17 protein-coding genes are annotated in these 16,875 nt (G+C 64.3%); 14 read left to right on the plus strand and 3 right to left on the minus strand.

The features are described from left to right. Positions 1 to 70: 70 nt before the first annotated feature. The 6 genes from trxA (at position 71) to EUV02_RS06340 (ending at position 4,484) form a co-directional block, all read left to right on the plus strand. Entirely contained in the window at positions 71 to 394 is a 324-nt protein-coding gene (trxA, locus tag EUV02_RS06315) for a thioredoxin (protein WP_135245425.1), read from the plus strand. A 134-nt stretch (positions 395 to 528) separates the two neighbouring features. Beyond that, a complete protein-coding gene (gene tolB / locus EUV02_RS06320) occupies positions 529 to 1,872 on the plus strand; it encodes a Tol-Pal system beta propeller repeat protein TolB (protein ID WP_424022192.1) in 1,344 nt (447 codons plus the stop codon). A gap of 73 nt (positions 1,873 to 1,945) precedes the next feature. Continuing rightward, positions 1,946 to 2,527: a peptidoglycan-associated lipoprotein Pal gene (gene pal, locus EUV02_RS06325; protein WP_243445799.1), complete on the plus strand. Its 582-nt coding sequence runs from the start codon at positions 1,946 to 1,948 to the stop codon at positions 2,525 to 2,527. Positions 2,528 to 2,531: 4 nt separating this feature from the next. Then, positions 2,532 to 3,659 (plus strand): flavodoxin-dependent (E)-4-hydroxy-3-methylbut-2-enyl-diphosphate synthase, encoded by a 1,128-nt coding sequence (gene ispG / locus EUV02_RS06330; protein WP_135245428.1) that lies wholly within the window; start codon positions 2,532 to 2,534, stop codon positions 3,657 to 3,659. Positions 3,660 to 3,693: 34 nt separating this feature from the next. Continuing rightward, entirely contained in the window at positions 3,694 to 4,170 is a 477-nt protein-coding gene (locus EUV02_RS06335; protein ID WP_135245429.1) for a GNAT family N-acetyltransferase, read from the plus strand. Then, on the plus strand, positions 4,170 to 4,484 hold the full coding sequence (locus EUV02_RS06340; protein ID WP_135245430.1) for a DMT family transporter: 315 nt from the start codon (positions 4,170 to 4,172) through the stop codon (positions 4,482 to 4,484). Before EUV02_RS06335 ends, EUV02_RS06340 begins: the two co-directional genes overlap by 1 nt. Before the next feature lie 41 nt (positions 4,485 to 4,525). Here EUV02_RS06340 and EUV02_RS15900 read toward each other — a convergent pair whose 3' ends face one another. Next, complete coding sequence (locus tag EUV02_RS15900) at positions 4,526 to 5,203, minus strand: PEPxxWA-CTERM sorting domain-containing protein (RefSeq protein ID WP_243445800.1); 678 nt, start codon at positions 5,201 to 5,203, stop codon at positions 4,526 to 4,528. A gap of 166 nt (positions 5,204 to 5,369) precedes the next feature. On the opposite strand from EUV02_RS15900, the gene hisS reads away from it, so the two are divergent. From hisS to EUV02_RS06375, 6 genes are all read left to right on the plus strand, one after another. Continuing rightward, a complete protein-coding gene (gene hisS, locus EUV02_RS06350; RefSeq protein WP_135245431.1) occupies positions 5,370 to 6,623 on the plus strand; it encodes a histidine--tRNA ligase in 1,254 nt (417 codons plus the stop codon). Next, positions 6,620 to 7,696, plus strand: coding sequence for a peptide chain release factor 1 (gene prfA / locus EUV02_RS06355; RefSeq protein ID WP_135245432.1), 1,077 nt, complete (start codon positions 6,620 to 6,622; stop codon positions 7,694 to 7,696). The genes hisS and prfA overlap by 4 nt, the downstream gene beginning before the upstream one ends. Next, positions 7,696 to 8,493 (plus strand): peptide chain release factor N(5)-glutamine methyltransferase, encoded by a 798-nt coding sequence (gene prmC / locus EUV02_RS06360; protein WP_135245433.1) that lies wholly within the window; start codon positions 7,696 to 7,698, stop codon positions 8,491 to 8,493. Before prfA ends, prmC begins: the two co-directional genes overlap by 1 nt. Before the next feature lie 189 nt (positions 8,494 to 8,682). After that, on the plus strand, positions 8,683 to 9,507 hold the full coding sequence (locus tag EUV02_RS06365) for a DUF4167 domain-containing protein (protein ID WP_135245434.1): 825 nt from the start codon (positions 8,683 to 8,685) through the stop codon (positions 9,505 to 9,507). Between the two features lie 2 nt (positions 9,508 to 9,509). After that, a complete protein-coding gene (locus EUV02_RS06370; RefSeq protein ID WP_135245435.1) occupies positions 9,510 to 10,103 on the plus strand; it encodes a pyridoxamine 5'-phosphate oxidase family protein in 594 nt (197 codons plus the stop codon). A 181-nt stretch (positions 10,104 to 10,284) separates the two neighbouring features. Beyond that, entirely contained in the window at positions 10,285 to 11,919 is a 1,635-nt protein-coding gene (locus EUV02_RS06375; RefSeq protein ID WP_135245436.1) for a porin, read from the plus strand. Between the two features lie 133 nt (positions 11,920 to 12,052). Here the strand turns inward: EUV02_RS06375 and EUV02_RS06380 are convergent, their stop codons facing one another. Beyond that, positions 12,053 to 13,063: a sulfate ABC transporter substrate-binding protein gene (locus EUV02_RS06380; protein ID WP_135245437.1), complete on the minus strand. Its 1,011-nt coding sequence runs from the start codon at positions 13,061 to 13,063 to the stop codon at positions 12,053 to 12,055. 274 nt (positions 13,064 to 13,337) lie between these two features. Here EUV02_RS06380 and EUV02_RS06385 point away from each other — a divergent pair, with 274 nt between their 5' ends. Together EUV02_RS06385 and EUV02_RS06390 are read left to right on the plus strand one after the other, a co-directional pair. Further along, complete coding sequence (locus tag EUV02_RS06385; protein ID WP_135245438.1) at positions 13,338 to 14,894, plus strand: OprO/OprP family phosphate-selective porin; 1,557 nt, start codon at positions 13,338 to 13,340, stop codon at positions 14,892 to 14,894. Between the two features lie 177 nt (positions 14,895 to 15,071). Then, a complete protein-coding gene (locus EUV02_RS06390; RefSeq protein WP_166430537.1) occupies positions 15,072 to 16,601 on the plus strand; it encodes an OprO/OprP family phosphate-selective porin in 1,530 nt (509 codons plus the stop codon). Here EUV02_RS06390 and EUV02_RS06395 read toward each other — a convergent pair. Then, complete coding sequence (locus EUV02_RS06395; RefSeq protein WP_135245440.1) at positions 16,598 to 16,867, minus strand: hypothetical protein; 270 nt, start codon at positions 16,865 to 16,867, stop codon at positions 16,598 to 16,600. The two genes, EUV02_RS06390 and EUV02_RS06395, sit on opposite strands and share 4 nt — an antisense overlap. Between the last annotated feature and the right edge of the window lie 8 nt (positions 16,868 to 16,875).

Raw genomic sequence — 16,875 nt, forward strand, 5'->3', positions numbered from 1 at the left:
TCGCGCGCCCCATTGATTGCCCCGCCCACCGCGCCTAACTTCACGGTATAGTTCTTCAGGAGACGCCATCATGGCCGCCAAGCACGTCACCGATGCCTCGTTCCACGCCGATGTCATTGCCTCGGGCAAGCCGGTGCTCGTCGACTTCTGGGCCGAATGGTGCGGCCCGTGCCGCCAGATCGGCCCGGCGCTCGAAGAACTTGCTGCCGAACTCGGCGGCGATGTCGAAATCGTCAAGCTCAACATCGACGAAAACCCCGATGCCCCGACGCGCTACGGCGTGCGCGGCATCCCGACGATGATCCTGTTCAAGAACGGCACGCCGGCCGCGACCAAGGTCGGCGCCGCCCCGAAGTCGCAGCTGAAAAGCTGGCTGGTTGGCGAACTCGCCTGACCGGTTTCGAATAGGCCTCGACTTTCAAAGCCCTGCAGGGGCATTGTCCCGACTTCAAGTCGCCGCTGCAATCCGGCGCGCTACCGCATTGCCGGTTGCGCGGCCCGGATAGGTCGGGATGTAGGGCCATGAAGTTGGGAATACAGATGCGCAAGTTTGTAGCCGCCGCGCTTTTGGCGTTCATCGCGGTGCCCGCCGCTGCCGTGCTGCGCGTCGATATCAACAGCGGCATTGCCGCGCCGATGCCGATCGCGGTGCCGGCCTTTGCGACACCGGCCCCGGCGCCGACAGCGGCAGGCTCTACTGGTGACCTCGGGCGGCAAGTAGCGGCGGTCATCGCGGCCGACCTCGGCAGCTCGGGGCTGTTCAAGCCGCTCGATCCGGCGGCATTTACCACCACTGTCGGCTACGGCGACGTTACCAAGCCCAACTTCGGCGCGTGGCGGACCCTCGCGGCGCAGGCGCTGCTCACTGGTGCGGTCAGCGTCAACCCTGACGGCAACATCACCGTCGCCTGCTACGCCTATGACGTGTTCACATCGGAGGAGCTCGCGCGGCAGGGCTTTGTCACGACCGCAGCCGGCTGGCGCCGCGCGGCGCACAAATGCGCCGACCTTGTCTATTCGCGGCTGACCGGTGAGACCGGCTATTTCGACACGCGCATCGTCTATGTCAGCGAAACCGGCCCGCGCACCAAACGCATCAAGCTGCTGGCGCTGATGGACCAGGACGGCGCCAACCACCGCTTCCTGACCAACGGCCAGAATCTGGTGCTGACGCCGCGCTTCGCGCCTGACGACCAGACCATCACCTATATGTCCTACGCCGATAACCGCCCGCGCATCTGGCTCTACACGCTGGGCAGCGGCGTGCAGACGGCATTGCGTCCGGCGAGCGGCGACTTCCCCAGCATGACATTCGCGCCGCGCTTCATGCCCGGTGGCGGCAGCATGGTGTTTTCGATGAGCGTCGGCGGCAACACCGATGTCTATAGGATTGATCTCGCCAGCCGGAAGGTCACGCGTCTGACCAGCGCGCCGGGCATCGATACCGCGCCGAGCCCGTCGCCCGATGGCAGCAGGATCGTCTTCGAAAGCGACCGTGGCGGCACCCAGCAGCTTTACGTGATGAACGCCGACGGCAGCGGCCAGCAGCGCATCAGCTTCGGCGAGGGCCGCTACGGCACGCCGGTATGGAGTCCGCGCGGCGATACCATCGCCTTCACCAAGATTGGCGGCGGCCAGTTCCGCATCGGCATCATGAAGACCGACGGCAGCGGCGAGCGCCTGCTGACGTCAAGTTGGCAGGATGAAGGCCCGACCTGGGCCCCCAACGGCCGCGTCATCATGTTCTTCCGCACCGCGCAGGGCAGCGGCGCTACGGCATTGTGGACGGTGGACCTCTCCGGGCAGAACGAGCGCAAGCTCAAGACCCCGCTCGATGCGTCGGACCCGGCCTGGTCGCCGCTTTTGCCGTGATGCGGCCGCCAAGGGCTTTGCGCGTTACAGGCGGACAGGATAGGGTGCGTTTATTGTGGAAAGGTGGTTGCCCATGTTGAATCGGTCGATGCTCAATAGGCCCAAGCTGAAGACGACGGTGCAGTTGACGCTCGTCGCCGCGCTGATCGGCGTCGGTGCCTGCTCGACCAAGAAGAAGGACCTGCCGCCGCCGCCGCCGCCGGCCAGCGAGCCTGTGGTGCCGCCCACCGCGACGACGCCGACCAAGGTGCCGCCACCGGCCGGCGTCCAGTCGACCAATATCCCCGGCAGCACCGCCGATTTCGTCGCGCAGGCCGGCAGCGATACGGTGTATTTTGGCTATGACAGCTACGAGCTCGATGATCCGTCGCGCACCATTCTTGGCAAGCAGGCCGAATGGCTGGCACGCTACCCGAACATCACCGTGACCATCGAAGGCCATACCGATGACCGCGGCACGCGCGAATATAACCTCGCGCTCGGCGACCGTCGCGCCAACGCCGCGAAGAACTTCCTCGCCGCACAAGGCGTCGATGCGTCGCGCATCACCACGATCAGCTACGGCAAGGAGCGCCCGGCTGTCGATGGCAGCGGCGAAGATGTCTGGGCGAAGAACCGCCGTGCGGTGACCATCCTCGTCGGGGCCAAGGGCTAAATCCATGAGCGTTCGCCCGTGGCGTGACATCATCCGGCGCCCGTCGCGGCAGATCATGGTCGGCAAGGTGCCCGTCGGCGGCGGTGCGCCGATTGCCGTGCAGACGATGACCAACACGCCGACCGAAGACGCCAAGGCGACGATCGAACAGATCCGTCAGTGCGTCGAAGTCGGCGCCGACATCGTCCGTGTATCGTGCCCCGACAAGGAATCGACCGCGGCGATGGCCGAAATCGTTCGCGCCAGTGCGGTGCCGATCGTTGCCGACATCCATTTCCACTACAAGCGCGCACTCGAAGCCGCCGATGCGGGGGCAGCCTGCCTGCGCATCAACCCCGGTAACATCGGCAGCCAAGAACGCGTCCGCGAAGTCGTGCGCGCCGCCAAGGCAAATGGCTGCTCGATGCGTATCGGCGTCAACGCCGGCAGCCTCGAAAAGCATCTGCTCGAAAAATACGGCGAGCCCTGCCCCGACGCGCTGGTCGAAAGCGCGCTCGAGCATATGAAAATGCTCCAGGACGAGGATTTCCACGAATTTAAGGTCAGCGTGAAGGCCTCCGACGTATTCCTCGCGGTCGCGGCGTACCAGGGACTGGCGGAGCGTTGCGATTATCCGCTGCACCTCGGCATCACCGAAGCCGGCGGGCTGCAGGGCGGCACCGTCAAATCGTCGATCGGGCTGGGCATGCTGCTGTGGGGCGGTATCGGTGACACCATCCGCGTGTCGCTGAGCGCCGATCCGGTCGAAGAGGTCAAGGTCGGCTATCATATCCTGAAGTCGCTCGGCATCCGCGCCCGCGGCGTGCGCGTCGTCAGCTGCCCGAGCTGCGCGCGGCAGGGCTTCGACGTTGTCAAAACCGTCGAACGGCTCGAATCGGCGCTGGCGCATGTGACGACCGAACTGTCGCTGAGCGTGCTCGGCTGCGTCGTCAACGGCCCCGGCGAGGCGCGCGAAACCGACATCGGCATCACCGGCGGCGGCAACGGCAAGCACATGGTCTATCTGTCGGGCGTCACCAGCCACCACATCGACGAGCCGGCGATGGTCAATCACATCGTGCAGCTGGTTGAGAAGAAGGCTGCCGAAATCGAAGCAGCCAAAGCCGCGGCGGAGCTACAGGCAGCGCAGTGAGCGCCCCCAAGACTCCACGCGCAAAGGGGGCAAAATGACACTGACCATCCGCGACGCAACCCCGGCCGACGTGCCGCAGATCCTGCAATTCGCCAAGGATCTGGCGACCTATGAACGCGAGCCCGACGCGGTGAGCGCGACCGAGGCTGACATTCACGAGGGGCTGTTCGGTGCCAAGCCGCTGGTCGAGGCGCTGATTGCCGAAATCGACGGCGTTGCCCAAGGCTTTGCGATCTTCTTCAAGACCTTCTCGACCTGGACCGGCAAGCCGGGCTTCTGGCTCGACGACCTGTACGTCAATCCCGATGCGCGCGGCTCGGGTGCCGGCACAGCACTGCTCAAGGCGATTGCCGCACTGGCGGTGGCGCGCGGCTATGCCCGCTTCGACTGGTGGGTGCTCGACTGGAATACCCCGTCGATCGGCTTCTACAAAGCGATGGGCGCCAAGGCGATGGACGAATGGACCGTCTACCGTCTCGACGGCGATACGCTGGATAATGCGGCGCGCTGATGGCGTGGTTGCTGCTCATCGCCGGCGGGCTGTTCGAAGTCGGCTTCACCACGTCGCTGCGCCACGTCGATGGCTTCCGCAACTGGCCGTGGGTGCTGGCGTTCCTGGTCTCGGTCAGCCTGAGCATGGGGCTACTCGAAGTCGCTTCACGCTCGATTCCGATGGGCACTGCGTATGCGGTGTGGGCGGGAATCGGCGCGGCGGGTACCGCGATCGTCGGGATTCTTGTCTATCACGAAGCCGCCAGCCTGCCGCGGTTGCTGCTGCTGACCGGGCTGATCGGCTGCATCGTCGGGCTGCGGCTGTTACGCTGAACGAAGAAGGGCACCGCGTTGCCGCGATGCCCCATTCCGACTTAGTTCGCGACCGTCATTGCACGGCTGCGACGGCGGACGGCCGCGCCGGTCATGCCGAAGCCGACCAGCATCAGCGCCCAGCTCGCGGGTTCAGGCACGGCACCTGCCAGCGGCGCGGCAGTTACCGTCAGGCCGGCGACCTGAAAGGCTTCCGGACCGCCTTCGTTGTGCAGCACGAAGCTCAGCGTGTTGAGCCCAGCGACAAAGAAGTTGCTGTTGGTGCCGAACGGCGACAGCGAACCAAAGCCGGTGATCGTGCCGCCGACCTGGTTGCCGTTGAGGAAAACCTCGCCGAAGTTATCGAACAGTGCCTGACCTGAAAGCGTAGCGTTCATCGAATCGAAGCCGGCAAGGCTAAAAGTCGTGGCGAAGGTCGTCGTCGTGCCGGCGGTGCCGGTGCCGTCGCCGAGCGCGTTGACGATGCGCGACAGCGGGCCGTCCTGCAAATAGGCCGGGTTGTAATAGGTCAGCGCGCTGGTGCCGGCAACGACGCCGGGTGCGTCGCTTGATACGACAGTATAATGCGCGTCGGTCTGGCCGTCACCCGCCGCAAGTGCTGTGCCGTTTATGCCGAGGCCGGTATTGTAAACGCCGCTGATAATAACAGCGTTGGCCGAAGCCGATAGCCCGAGAAGCGCAACTGCCATCGGCAGCGCGAACTTTGAAACGTAACGCATATTGTTTTCCTTGGTTTGACCCCAAACCCATGTCGTCTAGGCCGCGCCATGGGGAAATGACATTGCGACCCGAAGCGACAACGCCGGCTTCGCCCGAATGTTCCGGTGCCTTTGCCCGATTTGTCGCGCTTGCGTGGAGGGGGGTGTCGCGCCTATCAGCCCCGCCATGGCAGACAAAGTACAACGCGTTCGCGGCACGCAGGACTTATACGGCGAGGAACTCGCGCGCTTCGACCATGTCGTCGAAACCTTTAACCGCGTCCGCAAGCTTTACGGCTTCCGCCGCGTCGATGTGCCGGTGTTCGAGTTTACCAGCGTGTTCGCGCGCTCGCTCGGTGAAACCACCGATGTCGTGTCGAAGGAAATGTACAGTTTCGAGGATCGCGGCGGTGAGTCGCTGACCTTGCGCCCCGAATTTACCGCCGGCATCGCGCGCGCCTTCATCTCGAACGGCTGGCAGCAGCATGCGCCGATGAAGCTCGCCGCGCACGGCCCGCTGTTCCGCTACGAGCGCCCGCAAAAGGGTCGCTTCCGGCAGTTCCACCAGCTCGATGCCGAAGTCGTCGGCGCAGCCGAACCCGCCGCCGATATCGAAGTCATTGCCTTTGCCGCGCAGCTTTTGCGCGAACTCGGCATCGCCGACCGTGTCACCTTGCAACTCAACACGCTGGGTGACGCCGAAACCCGTGCGGCGTGGCGTGACGCGCTCGTCGCGCATTTCAGCGCACACGCCGACAGCCTGAGCGCCGAAAGCCGCGAACGGCTGGCCAAGAACCCGCTGCGCATCCTCGATTCGAAGTCGGAGGGTGACCGCGAACTCGTCGCCAGCGCGCCGGGCATCGATGCCTATATGACGGCTGACGCCGGGCAGTTTTTCGACACCGTCCAGCGCGGACTCGAAGCTGCCGGTGTCGCGTTCGTGCGCACCCCGGCGTTGGTCCGCGGCTTCGACTATTACCGCCACACCGCCTTCGAATTCGTCACCGAACATCTCGGTGCCCAAGGCACGGTCATCGGCGGCGGCCGCTATGACGGACTGATCGGCAGCATGGGTGGCCCCGAAACCCCCGCCGTCGGCTGGGCCGGCGGCATCGAGCGGCTGGCCATGCTGGTGGCCGAACCCGAGCGCGAGCATGTCGAAGTCGCGGTCGTCGCGACCGGCGATGCGGCGCAGGGCTATGCGCTGACCTTGCTGCAACGGCTGCGCCAGGCGGGTGTTGCCGCCGAAATGAGCTGGCGCGGCAACCTCAAGAAGAAGATGGAGCGCGCCGGGGCCTCGGGCGCCGATTTCGCGCTGATCATCGGCGAGGACGAGCTGGCGCTGAGCGAAGTCACCGTGCGCAACCTGTCGACTGGCACGCAGGAGCGCGTCCGCATGGTCGATGTCGTCGCGGCGCTGTCGGGCGATGTCGAGGCATGATCTCGATTCCCCCCGAACGTATCGCGCAGATCGAACGCCGCCATGCCGACCTGGCCGCGCAGATGGGCAACCCCGATCTCGCGTCGGACAAGTTCGTCCAGCTGTCGAAGGACTATGCCGAGCTGACGCCGGTGGTCGAGGCGGCGAAAGCGGTGCGGCTGCTGCGCGAGGAGCAGGCCGGGTTGGGCGAGATGCTTGCCGACCCCGAAATGCGTGAAATGGCCGAAGCGGAGCTCGCCGAGATCGCGGAAAAGCTGCCCGACGCCGAACGCAAGCTGGCGCTGTCGATGCTGCCGCGCGATTCGGCCGACGAGCGCGCCGCGATGCTCGAAATTCGCGCCGGTACCGGCGGCGACGAAGCCGCGCTGTTCGCTGCCGATCTGTTCCGCATGTACCAGCGCTACGCCGAATCGCAGGGCTGGCGTGTCGAGGTGATTTCGGCGTCATCATCCGACGTCGGCGGGTTTCGCGAAGTCGTCGCCAGCGTCACCGGCACCGGGGTGTTCGCGCGGTTGAAGTTCGAAAGCGGCGTCCACCGCGTGCAGCGGGTGCCGGCGACCGAAACGCAGGGCCGCATCCACACCAGCGCAGCGACGGTCGCGGTGCTACCCGAAGCCGAGGAAGTAGACGTCCAGATCGACGAGGCGCGCGACTTGCGCATCGACGTGTTCCGCTCGTCGGGCCCGGGCGGGCAATCGGTTAACACCACCGACAGCGCGGTGCGCATCACGCACATCCCGTCGGGGTTGGTCGTCATCCAGCAGGACGAAAAATCCCAGCACAAGAACAAGGCCAAGGCCTTGAAGGTGCTGCGAACGCGGCTTTACGAGGCCGAACGCGAGAAGCTGCACGATGCGCGCGCCGCCGATCGCAAGTCGATGGTGGGCAGCGGCGACCGATCGGAGCGCATTCGTACCTACAACTTCCCGCAAGGCCGCATCACCGACCACCGCATCGGGCTGACGCTGCACCGCTTGAGCGAAGTCATGGAGGGCCCGGCGCTTGACGAGCTGATCTCGGCGCTGATTGCCGAGGACGAGGCGGCGCGACTGGCGAACCTCGAAGCCGGCTGATGAACGCCGGCGACGCGCTGCGCGCCGCAGCCGCGCGTATTGACCGGCTCGACGCAGAAGTGTTGCTCGCGCATCTGCTCGATACCAACCGCATGGCACTGCTGCTGGCGCAGGACCGCGACATCGACGACGCGGCGTTCAAGTTGCTGGTCGACCGGCGCGCGGCTGGAGAACCCGTCGCTTACATCACCGGCAAGCGTGAATTCTGGTCGCTCGACCTGACGGTGACGCCTGATGTGCTGATCCCGCGACCCGACAGCGAAACGCTTATCGAGGCGGCTGTTGCAGCTTTTGGCGACGTCGCGCCGCAATCCATCCTCGACCTGGGCACTGGCAGCGGCGCGCTTTTGCTTGCGGCGCTCGACTGCTGGCCGGACGCATTCGGGGTCGGCATCGACCGTTCCGAAGCAGCGGCCCGCGTCGCCCGTGCCAATGCTTTGCGGCTGGCTATGCCCGCAGCGTTCATGGTCGGCGACTGGGCGACCGCGCTCGATGCGCGTTTTGATCTCGTGCTCGCCAACCCGCCCTATGTCGAAAGCCACGCTAATCTGGCGCGCGACGTCCGCGACCATGAACCGGCGTCGGCGCTGTTTGCCGGCGATGACGGGCTCGACACCTACCGCGTCTTGGTGCCGGCATTGCCCGCGCTGATCGCCGACGGCGGTGTTGCGCTGGTCGAAATCGGCGCGACGCAGGCCAATGCGGTGACCGACTTGGCCGCTCAGGCCGGGCTGGCGGCGCAATTGCACCGCGATCTGGCGGGCAATCCGCGCGCTCTGGCGCTGCGCCAAGCATAAATAGCGCTTGGAGCGGCGCATCTTTGCGGCTAAGGCCAGATCAGACGCGGGTTGAACTTGCTCCCCATGTCGCTGACTTTCACATCGCTGTGGTCACGCCTCGCAACAATCGGGCGTCGCGCCTTGTCAGTCAGACTCTACCGCTGCGGCCAGTGCTCAACGCCTGGCCAGACGAACAGGATCTAGCCTTTGATACGCAATAACCAGAATGGTCGGCGGCGCGGACGCGGAGGCGGCGCAGGTGGCGGCGGTGGTGCACGACCGCCGCAGGGTGCACCTTCGGGCGGCAACTATACGCCGAACCGCGGCGACAACCGCCAGCGCGGCAACGCCAACCAGCTGCTCGAAAAGTACAAGTCGCTGGCGCGCGACGCCGCGCAGCAGGGTGACCGCGTCACTGCCGAATATTTCATGCAGTACGCCGATCATTATTACCGCGTGCTCAACGACTATCGCGTCCGTGAAAACGAGGCGCGTCCGCAGGCGCGCCGCGATCAGGACGACGACGGCGACGAGGGCCAGAACTACAATAACGGCAACTTCAACGCCGCCAGCGATGCCGCGCCGAATTATGGCGCACAGTCCTACGCCGCGCGTGCCGAGGGCGTCGCCGAAGTCGATGCCGACAATGACGACGGCGCCGATGACGACGCCGCGCCGGTGGAGGCGCTGCGCGACGGCGGCCGTGACAATGGCAACCGCGACAATGGTGGCCGCGATAACGGCAACCGCGACGAACGCCCGCGCAATGACGGTCGCCGCGACCGCAACTACAATGAAGGCAACCGCAACGACGGCAATCGTAATGATGCCGGCCGTGCGCCGCGTCAGGAAGAGGCCCCGCGGCCGCGCCGCGAGCCCGCCCCTGTCGTCGATGACATGCCGATCATCCAGGGTCTGCCGCCGGCCATCGAACTCGGCGCCGAAACCGATGATGCCCCCGCCGCACCGCGTCGTGGCCGCGGCCGGCCGCGTAAGGTTGTCGCCGAAGCGACCGGCGAAGCCGAAGGCTGACCATGACCGCCGGGCACGCCGCGTCGTTGCCAGGCGATCTTGCTGCGGTATTGAACGCCGCATGGCAGCTGCTTGAGGCTGCGGCTGGCGATATCGCGGCACCGCTGCGCACGCCCGTGGTCATCGGACTCGCCGACAATGTCCCGGATGGCCGCGTCATGGTGCTGCGCGAATGTCACCCGTCGACGGCACAGCTGATTTTCCACACCGACCTGCGCTCGTCCAAGGCGAAAAATCTGCAACGCGATTCGCGTGTGGCGATTGTTGGCTATGATGCGACGCGTGCGCTCCAGCTGCGCCTGCAGGGTCGGGCGCACTTCCAAACTGACGAGGCCGCCATTGATGCTGCGTGGCGGGCAACATCGCCGACAGCGCGACGCAACTATGCGACCCACCTGCCGCCGGGCGCGCGACTCGAATCCGCCGGCGACGGCCAACCCGAATCGATCGACGATGCGACTGCACGACGCAATTTCGCGCGCATGATCGTGGACATTGCACACATTGATTGGCTCAACCTTGCCGCCACTGGCCACAGCCGGGCGGTGTTTGACGCCAGCGCGGGCGGCTGGACGGGCACTTGGCGCGTCCCCTGACCCGGCGGTGTTGCGCCGCAGCAACAGCGGGCGCTGTCTTTAAACTGTAACAAATCCGTCACCTTCGCGTCGCGCGCTGGACATAGGCAGCACCACGAAGGCAGCACCGGAAAACCACCGGGATTGCCCTGACGTTTTGGTGTTGTGCGGCGGGGTTGCCGCGAGGGACAGGGGTTTTTCGATGAAATTGAACAATATGACGGCGGTGCTGCTGGCAGCAACAATGCTTGGTGGAGTCGCGACACCCGCGCTTGCGGCGTCGAAGAAGTCGAGCGATTCGGAACTGCGCGCGGTGGTTGAACGCCAGCAAAAGCAGATTGATGCGCTGACCGCGCAGATTCAGGCGATGCAGGCCAATGCAGCGCCGGTCGTTGGCGCGCTCGCCGGCGGGGTTGCTGCCGATGCGACGGCCGCCGAAGAAAACGCCTCGAATATCGAGTTCATGCAGGCGACGATCGAAGCGCAGCAGGCACAGCTCGATGCGCTCAAGAAGACCACTGCCACCAACGCTCCGAACTGGAAGGGTGCGCCCGAACTCAAGAGCGGCACCGGCTTCACCTGGAAGCCCAACGGCGTCATCCAGCTCGATGCCGGCTATGTCTCGAACCCCGACAACCGCGTGCCGACGACCAACCTCGGCTGGAACAGCCTGTTCCGTCGGTTGCTGTTCGGCGTCGAAGGCACCGTGCCCGGCGGCTTCAAGTACAAGATGCAGTTCAACTTCGCCGGCGGCGCGGTCGGCTTCGAAGACGTGCTGTTCGCCTATGAGCCCGAAGGCAGCCACCTGTCGGCCGAGCTCGGCTATTTCTACGCTTATAACGGCATGGAAAACCAGACGTCGAACCGCTTCCTGTCGGTCATGGAACGCGCCCAATACACCGAAGCGTTCAACGAAGACCGTCGCATCGGTGTTGGCGGTAAGTATCAGAACCCGACGTTCCTCGCGCAGGTCGGCCTGTTCAACGGCACCAGCATCAACAACAACGGCGACAACACGGCTTGGCAGCTGTCGGCGCGCGGCGTCTGGTATCCGAAGTTCGGGACCACCCAGCTGCACGTCGGTGGTAGCTACCAGAACCGCACTAACCAGAAGAGCGCGCTCAACGGTGCCTATTCTGCGCGGCCGTTCACCCGCCTGACCACGGTGCGCTTCATCGGTGCCGGCGTCGAGCCGTCGCCGCTGCCTGCTAACCCGCCGGGCCTGTCGGGCTCGCTCAACGGCAGCATCGCGTCGTTCGGTGACCAGATCCTCGGCTATGAATTTGCCGCCATCCACGGTCCGCTGTCGTTCAAGTCGGAAGGCCAGTATCTGATGGTCGATGCCATTCAGCCTGGCGACGTGCTGTCGGGCGGCGAGGCGACGCAGGGCTTCCGCACGCTCAAGGATCCGAACTTCTTCACCGTCTTCGGTGAAGTCGGCTACTGGTTCACCGGTGAAACGCTCGGCTACAAGAACGGCAAGTTCGACCGCACCAAGATCATCAAGCCGTTCGATCAGGGCGGTTGGGGCGGCATCCAGGCCGTGGCCCGCGTCGACTACCTCAACATGAACTATTATGTTGGCGGCGCGACCGGCAGCAACAATGGCGCCGTCGTCAACGGTACGCTCAATGGCGGCTCGCAGCTCGGCGCGCTGTTCGCGGTCAACTGGTGGCCGACCGACTATGTCCGCTTCTCGGCGCAGTACACTCACGCCAAGATCCAGGGCGGCCCGCTCGCGGCGATTGTCGATCCGACGGTGGTCGGTTCGCCGCCAGTCTATGACCGCAACTACGGCGTCAACGTCTTCGCATTGCGCGGTCAGGTCGACTTCTAAGCCGCAACTCACGCTCAAACAGAACGGGCAGCAATCGCGAGATTGCTGCCCGTTGCTTTTTGTTCCTACCCCAGTGGCGCGGGCAGCGTTGGGAGTCGCTGCCCGCGCGTCCGGGGCCGACCGAACGCGCCCCCTAGCGCTTGGCCTCGGAATAGATGCGATCGAAGACGCCGCCATCGGCGAAGTGGGTCTTCTGTGCTGTCGCCCAGCCGCCGAAGTTGGTTTCAACGGTGAGCAGCTTTACGACCGGAAACTGCGGTGCGTATTTGGCGATCGCGGCCGGCGTGCGCGGGCGGTAGAAGTTCTTGCCGATCAGGTCCTGACCCGTCGGCGTATAGAGGAACTTCAGATAGGCCTCAGACACGGCGCGCGTACCGTGACGATCGACGTTGGCGTCAACGACCGCGACCGGCGGTTCGGCCAGAATCGAGATCGACGGGATGACAATGTCGAACTTGTCGGCACCGAATTCGTTGCGCGACAACATCGCCTCATTCTCCCACGCCAGCAGCACGTCGCCGACGCCGCGCTGGACGAAGGTCGTCGTTGAGCCGCGCGCACCCGAATCGAGCACCGGCACGTGCGAGAACAGCTTGGTAATGTACTCCTCGGCCGCTTCACGCGAGCCGAGCGTCCGCCGCGCCCAGCCATAGGCGGCAAGATAGTTCCAGCGGGCCCCGCCGCTGGTCTTGGGGTTCGGCGTGATGACTTCGACGCCGGGCTTGATCAGGTCGCCCCAATCCTTGATGCCCTTGGGATTGCCCTTGCGCACGAGGAACACGATCGTCGAGTAGTAAGGTGTCGAATTGTTCGGCAAGCGCGTCTGCCAGGTCGCCGGCAGCAGCTTGGCGCGCGCCGAGATCTCATCGATGTCATACGCCAGCGCCAGCGTCACCACATCGGCCTGCAGCCCGTCGATCACCGACCGCGCCTGCTTGCCCGAGCCGCCGTGCGACTGGTTGATCACCACATCGTCGCCAGTCTTGGCTTTCCAGTCCTTGGCGAAGGCGGCGTTGATGTCCTTGTAGAGCTCACGCGTCGGATCATAGCTGACGTTGAGTATCTCAACCTTTGCCGCAGCGGCTGGCGTTGCCGCTGCCACCAAGGTGCTCGCGACGGCCCCCAACAAAATCGCCAAACGCATTTCTTGCCTCCCGAAGAATCGATTCCAGTGACGCAATCTTATTCCCATCAATTTGATAGGCAATAGGCCAAATTTTTACCGTCGCGTAGATTCGCTTTGTCCAAGCCTCGCGTCATGGAGGGACCCATGCAAGCGCGGGATTGAAATCCCACCTAATAAGTAGGATAATAATTCTTGCGCGTCAGCTCTGCCCGGGGATGAGCAGTATGGCGGCGCAGGACATCGGCGCACGGGCGCCGGTTCCGGGGCTTATGACGGATTAGGGGACGCACCGATGACACTCAAAAATTTCGCAGCAGGATTGCTGTTGACGACAATGCTGGCCGGTGTGCCAGCGCATGCAGCTTCATCGGCAAAGGCCGATGCCGATCTGCGCAGCATCATCGCCGCGCAACAAAAGCAAATCGATGCACTGGCGGCCGAGGTTCAGGCGCTGCGCACGCAGCAGGCCAAGGTGCCGGCAGCGGTCGCGGCAAATGCCGAGGAGGAAGACAGCAAGTCGGAATTCATGACCGCACAGCTCGAAGCGCAACAGGCGCAGATCGATTCGGTCAAAGCCAAAACCGACACCAACGCACCATCGTGGAAGGGCGGGCCCGAGTTCAAGGGCAGCGGTTTCTCGTTCAAGCCCGGCGGCGAGATCCAGTACGACTTCGGCTATGTCTCGAATCCGAACAACGCCATCAACACTGCCAACCTCGGCTACAACGGCTTCGCGCGACGCCTGATCCTGTCGGCGCAGGGAGATGTGCCCGGCGGCTTCAAATACAACATCAATGTCAACTTCGCCGGCGCCGTGATTTCCTATGAGGATGTCGTTTTCTCGTATGAACCCGCGGGCAAGAAATGGACGGCGCAGGTTGGCTATATGTACCCGTTCAGCAGCCTCGAAAACATGACGAGCAACAAGTTCACCTCGTTCGTCGAACGCTCGCAGTTCCAGGATGCCTGGGGCAACGGCCGCCGCATCGGCGCCGCGCTGGGCTACACAACCGACACTTGGCGCCTCAACGCCGGGTTGTTCAATGGCCAGATCAATACGCTGGCCACCAACACCGATTGGGAAGCGGCGATTCGCGGCGTCTATTATCCCAAGGCACTGGGCGGGCAGCTGCACTTTGGCGCGAGTTACCAGTATCGCGAGCCGGTGGTTTCAGCGCAGGGCTTCCTCTATCAGGCGCGGCCATTCACGCAGACGACCAATGTGCGCTTTGTCGGCACCGGGCCGGCGAACAATACCGGCACCATCGCGTCGGGCATCGCGGTATCAAGCGACCAGATCTTCGGCGCCGAACTCGCCGGCATCTGGGGGCCGCTGCACTTTGTGTCCGAGGCGCAGTACCTGAAGGTCAATGCGATCCAGCCCGGCCAGATCCTGCCGCCGGGTCAGGCCTCTTCCGGCCAGCGTTTGCTCAACGACCCGTCGTTCTTCTCGGTCTATGGTGAGGCTGGCTACTGGTTCACCGGTGAAACGCGTGGCTACAGCAAGGGTGGCTTTGGCCGCACCAAGATCAAGAACCCGTTCGACAAGGGCGGCTGGGGCGGCTTCCAGCTCGTCGGCCGAATCGACTACCTGAACCTGACCAAATGGGTCGGCGGCACCGGCAACGGTATTGTCGCGGGTGTGCTCAACGGTGGCCAGCAGACCGGTTACCAGCTCGCGCTCAACTGGTGGCCCACCGACTATGTGCGCTTCACGACGCAGTACAACCGCGCGGACATCACCGGCGGCCCCAACGCCGGTGCCGTCGACCCGACGAGTACTTCGTTGCTCACCGACCGTTCGTTTGGCGTCAATGTCCTGACGGTGCGCGCACAGATCGACTTCTAATCGAACCCTGACGGCGGCGCATCGGGCGTCGCCGTCAGGGCAGCGCCCGCGCGGCCAAACCATCCACAATTGTTAATTGCATCCACGCTTCCCGAATGAGAGACTCGGTCAACGCAGCACACGCATGTGCGCGGTTGAACGCCTGTCCAATTGTCGGGATGAGAGCCGATTTCGCGATTGTCCATCATAGTGTCGGCGACGACGGTACTGGCAGCAGCGCCGGCGTTCGGGGCGCCCGCCAAAGCAACCGCGCCCGACCTGGGCAGCATCATCGCGGCGCAGCAGAAGCAGATCGATGCGCTGGCGGCCGAGGTCGCCGCGCTGCGCGCGCAACAGGCAAAGGCCCCAGCCGCCGCGTCTGCGACAGCCGGGCCGCCGGCCATCTCGACCACGCAACTCGCGTCGCAACAGGCACAGATTGATTCGGTCAACGCCAAGGTCGCACAAAATGCCCCGGCCTGGCGTGGCGGCCCGCAGTTCAATGGCAACGGCTTCTCGTTCAAGCCCGGCGGCGAAGTCCAGTATGACTTCGGCTATGTTTCGAACCCGAACAACGCCCTTGCCACGTCCAACCTCGGCTACAACGGCTTCGTCCGCCGGCTGATGGTGTCGGCACAGGGCGACGTACCTGGCGGTTTCACCTACAGTATCAACCTCAACTTTGCCGGTGGCGTCGTCGGCTATGAGGACGTCATCCTCGCCTATCAGCCGGTCAACTCAAAATGGTCCGCCCAGATCGGCTACATGATTCCGTTCAACGGCCTCGATAACATGACCAGCAACGAGTTTACCTCGTTCGTCGAGGCCTCGCAGTTTCAGGATGCGTGGAACAATGGCCGACGCATCGGCGCAGCGGTCGGCTATACGGCCGACACCTGGCTGATCGACGCCGGCCTGTTCAATGGCGCCATCAACACACAGGCGACGAACACCGAGTGGCAGACGGCGGTACGCGGCGTCTATTATCCGCGGGCCTTGGGCGGCCAGCTGCATTTCGGCGCGAGCTATCAGTACCGTAAGACGCAGGTGTCGGCGCAGGGCAATCTCTATCAGGCACGACCGTTCACCCAGACGACGAGCGTGCGCTTTGTCGGCACCGGACCCGCAAACAACACCGGTACCATCGCGTCAGGCATCGCGGCGTCGGGCGACCAGATCTTCGGCGCCGAACTCGCCGGCATCTGGGGACCGCTGCATTTCGCCGCCGAAGCGCAGTACCTTATGGTTGCGGCGATCAAGCCCGGCCAGGTCCTGCCGCCGGGCCAGGCTTCGACCGGCCAGCGCCTGCTCAATGATCCGTCATTCTTCTCGGTCTATGGCGAAATCGGCTATTGGCTGACCGGCGAGACCCGTGGCTACAGCAAGGGCGAGTTTGCCCGCACCAACATCCGAAATCCATTCGACAAGGGCGGCTGGGGCGGCGTGCAGCTCGTTGGCCGAATCGATTATCTCAACCTGACGAAATGGGTCGGCGGCACCGGAAGCGGTATTGTTGCCGGCGTGCTCAACGGCGGCCAGCAGACCGGTTACCAGCTGGCGCTCAACTGGTGGCCGACCGATTTCGTGCGCTTCACCACCCAATATGACCGGGCGCAAATTACCGGCGGCCCCAATGCCGGGGCGGTCGACCCGACCAGCACTTCGCTGCTCACGGATCGCTCGTACGGCGTCAATGTCGTGACATTGCGCGCGCAACTCGATTTCTAATCGAACCCCGGCGGCGGTGTATGCGCATCGCCGTCATGGCCCGACCGCGCGCTGACGAACACCAGCCCCATCAGCGCGCCGGAGAGCATGATCGATAGCCCGATGCCGAGCGCGACCGCAATCAGCATGTGCAGGCGAATCGGCGCACCACTGACAATAAGCGCCGTGATGGCGGCGACAATCGCAACAATTGCGGTGATGGTGGTCCAACGCATCAGTTGACGGAAGCGCTGCCAATGGTCGCGCGCCGGTTCGCCGTGTTCCATGCCATTGA

This window comes from Glacieibacterium arshaanense (genome assembly GCF_004681125.1).
In the GTDB taxonomy this organism is placed as follows: domain Bacteria; phylum Pseudomonadota; class Alphaproteobacteria; order Sphingomonadales; family Sphingomonadaceae; genus Polymorphobacter_A; species Polymorphobacter_A arshaanense.

Bases quoted from the DNA above. Each gene is read 5' to 3' on its own strand.
- trxA (WP_135245425.1), top strand. From the start codon at position 71: ATGGCCGCCAAGCACGTCACCGATGCCTCGTTCCACGCCGATGTCATT.
- pal (WP_243445799.1), top strand. From the start codon at position 1,946: ATGTTGAATCGGTCGATGCTCAATAGGCCCAAGCTGAAGACGACGGTG.
- ispG (WP_135245428.1), top strand. From the start codon at position 2,532: ATGAGCGTTCGCCCGTGGCGTGACATCATCCGGCGCCCGTCGCGGCAG.
- EUV02_RS06335 (WP_135245429.1), top strand. From the start codon at position 3,694: ATGACACTGACCATCCGCGACGCAACCCCGGCCGACGTGCCGCAGATC.
- EUV02_RS06340 (WP_135245430.1), top strand. From the start codon at position 4,170: ATGGCGTGGTTGCTGCTCATCGCCGGCGGGCTGTTCGAAGTCGGCTTC.
- EUV02_RS15900 (WP_243445800.1), bottom strand. From the start codon at position 5,203: ATGCGTTACGTTTCAAAGTTCGCGCTGCCGATGGCAGTTGCGCTTCTC.
- hisS (WP_135245431.1), top strand. From the start codon at position 5,370: ATGGCAGACAAAGTACAACGCGTTCGCGGCACGCAGGACTTATACGGC.
- prfA (WP_135245432.1), top strand. From the start codon at position 6,620: ATGATCTCGATTCCCCCCGAACGTATCGCGCAGATCGAACGCCGCCAT.
- prmC (WP_135245433.1), top strand. From the start codon at position 7,696: ATGAACGCCGGCGACGCGCTGCGCGCCGCAGCCGCGCGTATTGACCGG.
- EUV02_RS06370 (WP_135245435.1), top strand. From the start codon at position 9,510: ATGACCGCCGGGCACGCCGCGTCGTTGCCAGGCGATCTTGCTGCGGTA.
- EUV02_RS06375 (WP_135245436.1), top strand. From the start codon at position 10,285: ATGAAATTGAACAATATGACGGCGGTGCTGCTGGCAGCAACAATGCTT.
- EUV02_RS06380 (WP_135245437.1), bottom strand. From the start codon at position 13,063: ATGCGTTTGGCGATTTTGTTGGGGGCCGTCGCGAGCACCTTGGTGGCA.
- EUV02_RS06385 (WP_135245438.1), top strand. From the start codon at position 13,338: ATGACACTCAAAAATTTCGCAGCAGGATTGCTGTTGACGACAATGCTG.
- EUV02_RS06395 (WP_135245440.1), bottom strand. From the start codon at position 16,867: ATGGAACACGGCGAACCGGCGCGCGACCATTGGCAGCGCTTCCGTCAA.